The sequence below is a fragment of the Sinomonas sp. G460-2 genome (genome assembly GCF_047759905.1).
Classification (GTDB): Bacteria; Actinomycetota; Actinomycetes; order Actinomycetales; family Micrococcaceae; genus Sinomonas.
Map to the genome: position 1 here is coordinate 1 of NZ_JBKZWT010000132.1, position 9,482 is coordinate 9,482.

Genomic DNA, 9,482 nt, shown 5'->3' on the forward strand with positions numbered 1-9,482 from the left:
AGGTCCAGGAGCTGGCCGGACTGCGCCGTGACGCAGCAGTGGCCGAAGTTCCGGACGGACGCGCCGACGGCGTGGCCGTCGCGCTCGATCACGAGGACGCGGAGGCCCCGCTCGCAGGCGGCCGCCGCGTGGGCGAGTCCCACGATGCCAGCGCCGACCACGAGGAGGTCATACGAGGGGGAAGTGCTCATGGTTTCTACTCTCGGGAGCCGCGGCACTCGTTCTCAAGCCGAAAAACAACTTATCTATACAAGTTAACCTCGATTTCCTCTCCGCCGCCTCGGATTCACCGAGAATTCACGAAGAGATCGGCACCCTAGTTCACCAGCCAGGGCCAAACTTGTATCATCAACCTATGACCACGCCCCTCCACGAGCAGCTCCGCGAGGAATTCCGGCGCCGGATCTCCACCGGCGTGTGGCCGGACGGCTCCCAGGTTCCGAGCGAAGCCGCACTGTGCGAGGAGTTCAAGACGTCCCGCGGACCGGTGCGTCAGGCCCTCGCGGCCCTCCGCACCGAGCAGCTCATCGTCGGCGGGCGCGGCAGAGCCCCCGTGGTCCACCGCGACGCACTCTCGCAACCGGTCGAGACGTTTCTGTCGTTCACCGAGTGGGCCGTGGGCCTCGGGAAGCAGCCCGGCCAGCGCACCATCGAGATCGCGAAGCGCGCGGCGAGCCCGTTCGTCGCCGCGCAGCTGGGCCTCGCACCGCACGAGCAGATCGTCTCGCTCCTGCGCCTGCGCCTGCTCGACGGCGAGCCCACCATGGTCGAGCGCTCGTACTTCGTGCTCGAGGCCGGCCAGCCGCTCTTCGGCTTCGACACCGATTCGGGCTCGACGTTCCGCTTCCTCATGGATCACGGCGTTGACCTCAACAGCGCGCGCCACACGATCGACGCCGTCGCGGCGGACGAGACGGACGCCGAACTCCTCGGCATACCCCTCGGCTCGCCGCTCCTCCGCGAGCGCCGCGTCACCTCGAGCTCGAAGGGCGAGGCGCTCGAATACGCCGAGGACCGCTACCGCCCCGAGCTCGCGAACTTCGTGGTCCACAACACGCTCAACCAGCGGGCTCCTCTGGCCCGCGTCCTGACCCCGGGAGAGACCGCATGATCCAGCTCGCCGCGTTCGACATCGCGGGCACCACCGTCGACGACCACGGCCACGTCTACCGGGCGCTCGAGGACGCCGTCCGCGAGAACGGCGTCGACGTCCGGCCCGAGGACCTGCAGACGTGGATGGGTGCGGACAAAGTCGAGGCGATCCGAGCGCTCCTACGGCTCGGCGGGTACGCAAGCGGGGACGCCGTGGACATCGAGAACACGGTCGCCACGACGTTCGGGCGCTTCCGGGCCCTCCTCGCCGAGCGCTACGCGGCCGAGCCGCCCTCGCCATTCCCCGGCGTCGTCGAGGCCCTCGCCGAGCTGCGCGGGCGCGGGATCAAGGTGGCGCTCACCACGGGCTTCTCCGCCGACGTGGCCGCTCCCCTGCTCGAGACTCTCGGCTGGACGGTCGGCGAGGGCCCCACGCACACGCTCGACGCGGTCGTGACGACGTCAGACGTCGCCGCCGGGCGCCCCGCGCCGTACATGATCCACCGCGCGATGGAGAAGACCGGCGTCTTCGACGTGCGCTCCGTGCTCGCCGCCGGGGACACGGTTGTCGACGTCCAGGCCGCGCGCAACGCTGGTGCTATCGCGGTGGGTGTCCTCACGGGGAAGCTCACGCGAGAGCAGCTCGAGAGCCAGCCCGGCATCGTGGTCCTGGGCAGCGTCGCAGACGTTCCGGCGCTCGACATCACGCGGGCCTGAGACCTGCGCCACAGAGGGGTCCGCGCGGGCGGAGTAAACTTGACTCCGATGAACCGCACAATGTTCAAGTCGAAGATCCATCGCGCCACGGTCACTCATGCCGACCTGCACTACATCGGCTCGGTGACCGTCGATCTGGACCTGCTCGAGGCCGCCGACATCCTGCCCGGCGAGCTCGTGTCCATCGTCGACGTCACGAACGGCTCGCGCCTCGAAACGTACACGATCGCGGGCGAGCGCGGCTCGGGTGTGATCGGCATCAACGGCGCGGCCGCGCACCTCGTCCACGAGGGCGATCTCGTGATCCTCATCAGCTACGCGTCGATGAGCAACGAGGAGGCACGCGCGTTCGTGCCGACCGTCGTCCACGTCGACGCCGAGAACAAGATCATCGAGCTCGGCACTGACCCCGCAGACGGCCGCACCCCGGGGCTCCTGCGCCCGCCCTTCGCCATCCAGGCGCACCTCAACTAGGGCGTGTCTCCTAACCGTCGCGAGTTTTGATCGCAGGCTTGGATCCAAGTCGCCCCTGTTGGATCAAGCCAACCTCGTGACCAGTAAGCGGATGGCGTCTCAGGCCCATCACCCTGCGCCCTGGGATACGGCTTCGGGGCGTTCCGTGGCGCTAGCGGCGCGGGCGACGATCCACCGTCGGGCCAGGGCATCGGAGGCCTTCGCCGTGGCGTAGAGGGAAGCCGCCAGCGTGAGGGCGAAGGCAATACCTACGGTGATCATGCCGCCGGAGGCGACGGGCGGGGCGACATCGCCCGCCTCGGCGCGGGCCGACCCGTTGAAGAATGTAATGGCGGTCAGCACGCCCACACCGAGGGCGACCTCGGTCCAGACGACCTTCGGGAAGTGACGAAGGGTCAGGTGTACGAGGGAGGTCTCCGGGTCGGCCTGACGGGCCAGGACGATGCGCGGCATCAGCCAGAACTCGTTCACGGCGCCGGCCGCGATCATCCCCAGTACCAGAGTGAGCTTGACCAGCAGGATCAGTCCGTAGGTCGTGGTCCACAGCTGCGGGATGCTGCCGACGTGCTGCCAGGCCAGCCACAGGCCGGAGATGAGGATCGTTCCGACGCTTGTCAGTGCGACAAAGCCGAAACGCCGCCACATGTCCGCCCACAGCAGGCCGGCGCGATCACTCAGACTGCGACGGGTGCCAGCAAGGACGACGAGCAGGGCCAGACCGCCGAGCCACATGCACGCGCTGACAATGTGGGCCTGCACGAAGACCTTGTTGAGCAGGGCCTCCGTGGTCGCGAAGGGGGCCGACGGCACGAGCCTGATCATCGCCGCCGCCAGGGCAAGGGGGAACGCGGTCAGCGCCAGCCTGTCCAGCCGGCGCCGTGCGCGGGGGCTGAACAGGGCGATCAGCAGGGCGGAGGTCAGGACGATGATGAGGTTCTGCAGCAGGAAGAGCGTGCCCTCCGCAACCCAGTTGCCCGGCTTCGCGGGCGCATTCAGGAAGGCCCATATCTGTCCGGGTTCCAGGGCCACGGCGAACGGCATGCCCTTCCCTGACCCGGCCACGCGTGCCGCGAGCTGGAAGTAGGCGGTGACGGCGAGGAGAACCCCCGCCCACGCCAGGGAGGTCGCACTTCGGCGACGCAGGGTCTCGACATCGCCCCCCTCGTTGCCCGGTATTCGCAACGCCGGGCGTACCACGGCCGCATACGTCACGGTGGCGCCGATGGCCGCGGAGAGGCCGACGAAGTAGCCAAATAAAGACAGCATTTGCCAAAGCGGAGGGAGGGTGTAGGCCGTCGCGGATGCGGCGAGGTGAGAGCTCATGTCGATCATCGTATTGCCGATAGTTGACAATCTGCATCGAGCAGATGACCAGTCGTTGAATCCGGCTGGAAGGGGTCGCGCAGGAGTGACGGCGAAAGATCGGCCGAGGCAACCAAGCGCTCAAGCAACAGAGGACGACGGCGGGTGCCCACCCGCCGTCGTCCGCTGTTGCGTTGTCCCCTCGAGGCTGCCGTTGTCCTCTCGCGGTTGCCTCCCCTACGTCCCGGCGAGCCCTGTGGTGGCCACGCCCTTGATGATCTGCCGCTGGAAGAACAGGAACACGACGATGAGCGGCGCCGCCGCGAGCAGCGCGGACGCCATGTTCTGCGCGTACTGGATCCCGTACGCGCTCTTGATGGTCTGAAGGCCCACGGGCAGCGTGAGCAGCGACGGATCGTTCGTGGCGATGAACGGCCACAGGAAGTTGTTCCACGCGCCGATGAACACGAAGGTCGCGACGGCCGCAAGGATGGGCCGCGAGAGCGGGAGCACCACGGACCAGAAGACGCGGAGCCGGCTGGCGCCGTCCATCATGGCGGCCTCCTCGAGCTCGTGCGGGATCTGGTCGAAGAACTTCTTGAGCACGAACACCATCGCCGGGTGGATGCATTGCGGCAGGATGACGGCCCAGTACGTGTCCAGGAGGTTGAACGCGAGCATCTGGTAGAAGAGCGGGATGATCAGCACGGGCGGCGGAACGATGATCGCCGCGACGATCACGGCCTGGAGCGCCCGGCGCCCGCGGAAGTCGATGCGGCTCAGCGCGTACGCGGCGAGCGTCGAGACGGCGAGGGTCACCACCGTGATCGCCGCGGACGTGAAGAACGAATTCCACGTCCATTGGGGGATCCCGCCCGAGCTCAGGACCTTCGTGAAGGCATCGAGCGTGAAGCCGCCCGCCGGGAACCACGTGACGGGGGTCGCCGCGGCCTGAGTCTCCGGTTTGAGCGCCGTGTCCACGGCCCACAGGAACGGCACGAGCCACGTGAGCGCGAGAATCGCGACGACGATGGTCGCCGCGACGCGGGCCGGCGTGAACCGGCGGCGTCTCCGGGCGGGGACGGCGGCGGCGCGTGAGCGGATCGCGGTGTCCGCCCGGGTCAGCGTTGACGTAGCCATGATCAGTGGTTCCTCCGTCGGGTGGCGGCGATCTGCACGAGCGAGACGATGACGATGAGGAAGAAGAAGATGTAGGAGATGGCCGCCGCGTAGCCGAGCCGGAACCCTGTCAGGCCCGTCTCGAAGACGTACTCGACCACGGAGCGGGTCGAGCCACCCGGCCCGCCGCCGGTCATCTGGTAGATCTGGTCGAACACCTTGAGCGAGGCGAGGACCTGGAGGATCGTCACGAGCACCGTGGTCGGCGTGAGCTGCGGGAGGGTGATCGAGACGAACTGTCGCCAGCCTCCCGCGCCGTCGAGCGACGCGGCCTCGTAGTGCTGCGCGGGGATGTTCTGCAGCGCGGCGACATAGAGCAGGAAGTTGAAGCCAATGGTCCACCAGACCGTCGCGATGACCACCGCCCACATCGCCGTCTTCGGGTCGTTGAGCCACGCGATCGGGGCGACACCGAACTGGCGCAGGAACGAATCGACGAGGCCGAGCTGCGGGTTGTACAGCCACGCGAACAGCATCGACACGACCGTCGAGGCCAACAGGTACGGGGCGAAGAACGAAAGCCGCCACAGCCACTGAGCCGGGAGTCCGAGGTTGACGAGGACGGCGAGGGCGAGTGCGATCACCACGAGCGGCACCGTGCTGAGCACTGTGAACCAGACCGTGTTCCCGAGCGAACGCCACATGTCCGCGTCGCCGAGGGCGGCGGCATAGTTCGCGAGGCCCGTGAACTCGGTGTGGGCGCCTGTCAGGGACGTGCCCGTGACGCTCAGCCAGAGGCCGTTCACGAGGGGCCACGCGAGGAAGAGCAGGAAGAAGACGAGGAAGGGCGCGCAGAACGCCCAGCCGTGCCAGTGCCGGGCGGCGTCGCGGCCGGGCGCCGAGATGCGCAGGAGACTCATGGGGATTCCTTTCGCTCGGCCGGTTCAGACCGGGTTCGGAGTGGAGAGAAGCGTGTTGATGCGGGCCGCGAACGCGTCCCAGCCGTCGCTCGCCTTGGCCTGGCCGAGCAGCACGGTCTGCACCGAATCGGCGAAGTAGGCTTGGAAGTTCGAGCCGGAACCCGTGAACCAGGCCGGCGGATCGTAATTGATGATCTCCGCGGCCTTGGCGTAGTGGGCCTGAGGCAGGAGCTTCGCGTATTCGGGCGAGCGCACCACGGGCTGGAACGCGGGGATGTGCCCGGCCTCGGCCCACGCGAGCGAGCCCTTGAGGATCTCCGAGACGAACGTGTACACGTTGCGGCGGGCCGTCGCGTCGGGAGCGGTCTGGCGGGGAAGGACGAAGGCGTGCGAGTCCGCGTACGCCGCGGGCGTGCCGAACAGGGTGGGAATCGGCGCCGCGTCGAACGGCACCTTGGCCGTCTTCATCGTGGGGATCTCCCACACGCCGGTGAAGAGCATGCCCGACTTCTGGCCCGCGAACTCGGCGATGGCCGTGCCGCCGTTGCCGCTCCGCGCGGCGATCGAATCGTCGAGCAGCGACGCCATGTACTGCAGGCAATCGACCGCGACGTCCCGGTTCACGCCCATCCGCTGGCCCGTCTCGAGCTCCATGGTGGCCCCGTGCTGGCGGTACAGCGTGTAGAAGAGTCGCCACATCTGCGCGCCGTCCCCGAGGTAGCCGTACGAGAGGCCGTGGCCGCCGCTCGCCTTCGCGAGCTCACGCGCCGCCGCCGTGAACTCCTGCGCCGAAGTGATCGCGGTCAGCTGCCCGTCGGCGCCGAGCAGCCCGGCCTTCTTCGCGATGTCCGCGTTGTAGAGCATGACGAACGGGTGCGAGTCGAGGGCGATCGAATAGACCTTGTCGCCGCTCGTCCCGGCCTTCCAGACCCTCGCCGGGAAGTCCTTCTCGGCGATGCCGTGTTCCGCGAGCACGCCGAGGTCCCACGGCTCGAGGAGTCCGCCGGGGGCGTAGCCGGGCACGCGCGCCGCGTGCATGATGGCGAGCTCCGGGGACCGACCGCCGGCCGAGGCCATCGCGAGCTTCGTGTAGTAGGGGGCGCCCCACGCGAGCACCGTCGGCTCGACATGGAATTCGGGGTGGGCGGCGTTGACCCCGTCGATCATGGACTGCATCTTGATGCCGTCGCCGCCGGAGAGCAGGTGCCAGAAGCGGATCCTCGAGGTCCCGGCGGCATTGGCGGTCCCGCCGCAGCCGGCCAACGAGGCCGCCCCGGCGGCGGCGAGCACTGTGCCCGTGAGTTGGAGGAGGCGCCGCCGCCCTACTCCCGCGAGCGGCACTGGATGAGATTGACGTCTTAGCTGCATTCACGGCTCCTCGCGGAGGTGCTTCGACCGGAGACTTATCGTCCGGCAGGTGCACGTCGGTGTGACCTGCGCCTCACGCTACATCGTTGTAATCTTGCTGACAAGAGAAAATTGTGAACGCAAACATACTTGTTCTTCCGGCCTCAGCCCGTGCTCGCCCGGCGCCGGATCTCAAACGGCACTACGACGCGGCGCGGGGCCCGTCCGCGATCCTCGATCTGCTCCTGGAGCAGCCGGACGGCCTCCTCCGCGATGACGCGGCGGCTGAACGCGACGCTCGTGAGGGCGGGCGCGGCATACGGGCTCATCGCGAGATCGTCGAAGCCGGACACGGCCACGTCTCCGGGCACGGAGAGGCCCGCCGCGCGGAGCACGGACAGGGCGCCGTAGGCGAGGCTGTCGGTGAAGCAGAACAGGGCGTCCGGCGGCTCGTGCCTCTCGAGGAACCGCTCGAGGGCCGCGGCCCCGCCGGCCGGGTGCCACTCGTCGCACGCGATCTCGAGCTCGGGGTCCCACGGGATCCCGAGCTCGGCCAACGCCTCGCGGTAGCCGCGCGTGCGCGTCTCGGCCGTCGCGGCGTCCACGTGCCGCCGAACGCCCAGGATGGCGATCCGCCGTCGTCCGCCCTCGGCGAGCATCCGCGTGAGGGCGCGCGCGGCACCCACGCTGTCCACGCCCACGCCGTCGACGATGTCCTGCTGCACCTCGCCCAGAATCACGGCGGGCGGGAGCGTCATGCCGGGCGCGATCGCGCTCTGGTCGAGGGCCACGGGGTTGAGGATGAGCCCGTCCACAAGGTTGGCCCGGGCCCGCGTGAGGAGCTCGAGCTCGCGCTGCGGATCGTTGCCGGTCTCCTCGAGCTGGACCGCGAGGCGCTGCCGGTGCGCGATCTCGACCACCTCGTGCACGAGCTCGGCCGAGAACGGCGTCGCGAGGTCCGGGAGGGCCAACGCGATGAGGCCCGTGCGGCCGTTGCGGAGGCCGCGCGCCGAGAAGTTCGGCACGTAGTCGAGCTGGGCCATGGCCTGCTCGACGCGCTCGCGCGTCGCCGGGCTCACGGGGACGGTCCCGTTGACCACGTTGGAGACCGTCTTCGGGGACACGTTCGCGAGCCGCGCCACGTCCTTGACGGTTGCTCGCATGCCCGCCTCCCTTCGCGACGTCCGATGACGCCCACAATTCGCTGTGTTTCGATTCTGGCACCTCGGCGGCCCCTGCCGCGCGAAGCCGCTGCGAGGGCCGCTAAGCTGAGGCGGTGCCCCTGAGAAAGCGATTACTGAGCCGCGTGCCCGGGGGCCGCGCGTGCTAGGGGTCCTCGCGGGGTTCTTCGTGGTCTGGGCCATCATCGGCACCGGCTGGTTCATGGCCCGCAAGCAGCTCCTCGGCGAAAGCGCGCAGGGTGTGCTGAGCCGGCTCTCGTTCTTCGTCGCAAGCCCCGCCCTGCTGCTCGAGACGCTGAGCAAGGCGGATCTCCGGTCCATCTTCTCGACGCATCTGCTCGTCATCACCGTGAGCTCCACGCTCGTGGGGATCATCTCCCTGGCCGTGTTCCGATGGGTGCGCCGCCGGAACGTGCCCGAGGCGCTCATCGCCTCTATGAGCTCGTCCATCGCGAACTCGGCCAACCTCGGCATCCCGATCTCGGTCTTCGTGCTCGGCGACGCGAGCTACGTCGCTCCCCTGCTGATCTTCCAGCTCGCGCTGTTCACGCCGTCATACCTGCTCATGCTCGACGGCACGACGGCGACCGCGAAGCCGGGGGCCGCGCGAGCCCTCCAGTTCGTGCTCCCCGTCGTGACGAACCCGAACATCATCGGCTCGATGATCGGCCTGGTTCTCGCGGCGACCGCTTGGAAGCTTCCGGACCTCATCATGCAGCCCATCCACCTGATCGGCGGCGCGTCGATTCCCGCGATCCTCATCGCCTTCGGCATCTCGCTTCACAGCTCGCGCCCGCTCAAGGCCGACGACGGACGCCGCACCGACACGCTCCTGGCGACCGGGCTCAAGCTCGTGGTCCATCCGCTCATCGCGTACTTCTTCGCGCGCTTCGCCCTGGGTCTCGAGGGGCACGCTCTGTTCGCCGGAGTCGTCACCGCGGCGCTCCCCACGGCGCAGAACGTGTACGTCGCGGCGCAGCGTTATCAGCATGGCCTCGTCGTCGCGAAGGACACCGTGCTCATCACGACGGTCGTGGCCGTTCCTGCGATGGCCGTCATGGCGGCGTTGCTCTCGTAGCACGGTAGAGCCGGAGTGCGGTGGCGCCGTGGCACGGTAGAGCCGTCGTGCGGTGGCGCCGCAGCGCCGTCGCGCCGCGTGACAGGACGCGTCCGCCCCGGCCCGCTAGGCTGGCCGCATGCGTGATCTGACTGCGACGGACGAACCCGCGGCGCCCGTGTGCGTGGCGCACGCCCCGACCGCCCGCCGTCGGACCTGAACGTGACGGCGCCCAGCGTGTCCGAACAAGACGCCTCGGCCACCACGCCCCCG

10 protein-coding genes are annotated in these 9,482 nt (G+C 68.8%); 4 read left to right on the forward strand and 6 right to left on the reverse strand.

Annotation, left to right across the window (positions count from 1 at the left end; genetic code table 11):
* The coding region (locus tag ACLN58_RS12935; RefSeq protein WP_415855672.1) for an FAD-dependent oxidoreductase at positions 1-191 on the reverse strand (191 nt) is incomplete at its 3' end.
* Between the two features lie 164 nt (positions 192-355).
* Between ACLN58_RS12935 and ACLN58_RS12940 the strand changes: the two genes are divergently transcribed.
* From ACLN58_RS12940 to panD, 3 genes are read left to right on the forward strand one after another with little or no spacing between them, the layout of a single operon-like run.
* A complete protein-coding gene (locus tag ACLN58_RS12940) occupies positions 356-1,111 on the forward strand; it encodes a GntR family transcriptional regulator (protein WP_415855673.1) in 756 nt (251 codons plus the stop codon).
* A complete protein-coding gene (locus ACLN58_RS12945; RefSeq protein ID WP_415855674.1) occupies positions 1,108-1,809 on the forward strand; it encodes a phosphonatase-like hydrolase in 702 nt (233 codons plus the stop codon). Before ACLN58_RS12940 ends, ACLN58_RS12945 begins: the two co-directional genes overlap by 4 nt.
* Before the next feature lie 48 nt (positions 1,810-1,857).
* Complete coding sequence (panD, locus tag ACLN58_RS12950) at positions 1,858-2,283, forward strand: aspartate 1-decarboxylase (RefSeq protein WP_415855675.1); 426 nt, start codon at positions 1,858-1,860, stop codon at positions 2,281-2,283.
* A gap of 108 nt (positions 2,284-2,391) precedes the next feature.
* Here the strand turns inward: panD and ACLN58_RS12955 are convergent, their stop codons facing one another.
* From ACLN58_RS12955 to ACLN58_RS12975, 5 genes are all read right to left on the reverse strand, one after another.
* Entirely contained in the window at positions 2,392-3,606 is a 1,215-nt protein-coding gene (locus ACLN58_RS12955) for a CopD family protein (RefSeq protein ID WP_415855676.1), read from the reverse strand.
* Positions 3,607-3,822: 216 nt separating this feature from the next.
* Complete coding sequence (locus ACLN58_RS12960; protein ID WP_415855677.1) at positions 3,823-4,725, reverse strand: carbohydrate ABC transporter permease; 903 nt, start codon at positions 4,723-4,725, stop codon at positions 3,823-3,825.
* Between the two features lie 2 nt (positions 4,726-4,727).
* Positions 4,728-5,624, reverse strand: coding sequence for a carbohydrate ABC transporter permease (locus ACLN58_RS12965; protein ID WP_415855678.1), 897 nt, complete (start codon positions 5,622-5,624; stop codon positions 4,728-4,730).
* A gap of 24 nt (positions 5,625-5,648) precedes the next feature.
* Complete coding sequence (locus ACLN58_RS12970) at positions 5,649-6,965, reverse strand: extracellular solute-binding protein (RefSeq protein ID WP_415855679.1); 1,317 nt, start codon at positions 6,963-6,965, stop codon at positions 5,649-5,651.
* A gap of 170 nt (positions 6,966-7,135) precedes the next feature.
* Positions 7,136-8,134 carry a LacI family DNA-binding transcriptional regulator gene (locus ACLN58_RS12975; protein ID WP_415855680.1) on the reverse strand — a complete coding sequence of 333 codons (999 nt, stop codon included), beginning with the start codon at positions 8,132-8,134 and terminating at the stop codon, positions 7,136-7,138.
* 160 nt (positions 8,135-8,294) lie between these two features.
* Between ACLN58_RS12975 and ACLN58_RS12980 the strand changes: the two genes are divergently transcribed.
* Positions 8,295-9,230 (forward strand): AEC family transporter, encoded by a 936-nt coding sequence (locus tag ACLN58_RS12980; RefSeq protein ID WP_415855681.1) that lies wholly within the window; start codon positions 8,295-8,297, stop codon positions 9,228-9,230.
* The last annotated feature ends 252 nt before the right edge of the window (positions 9,231-9,482 follow it).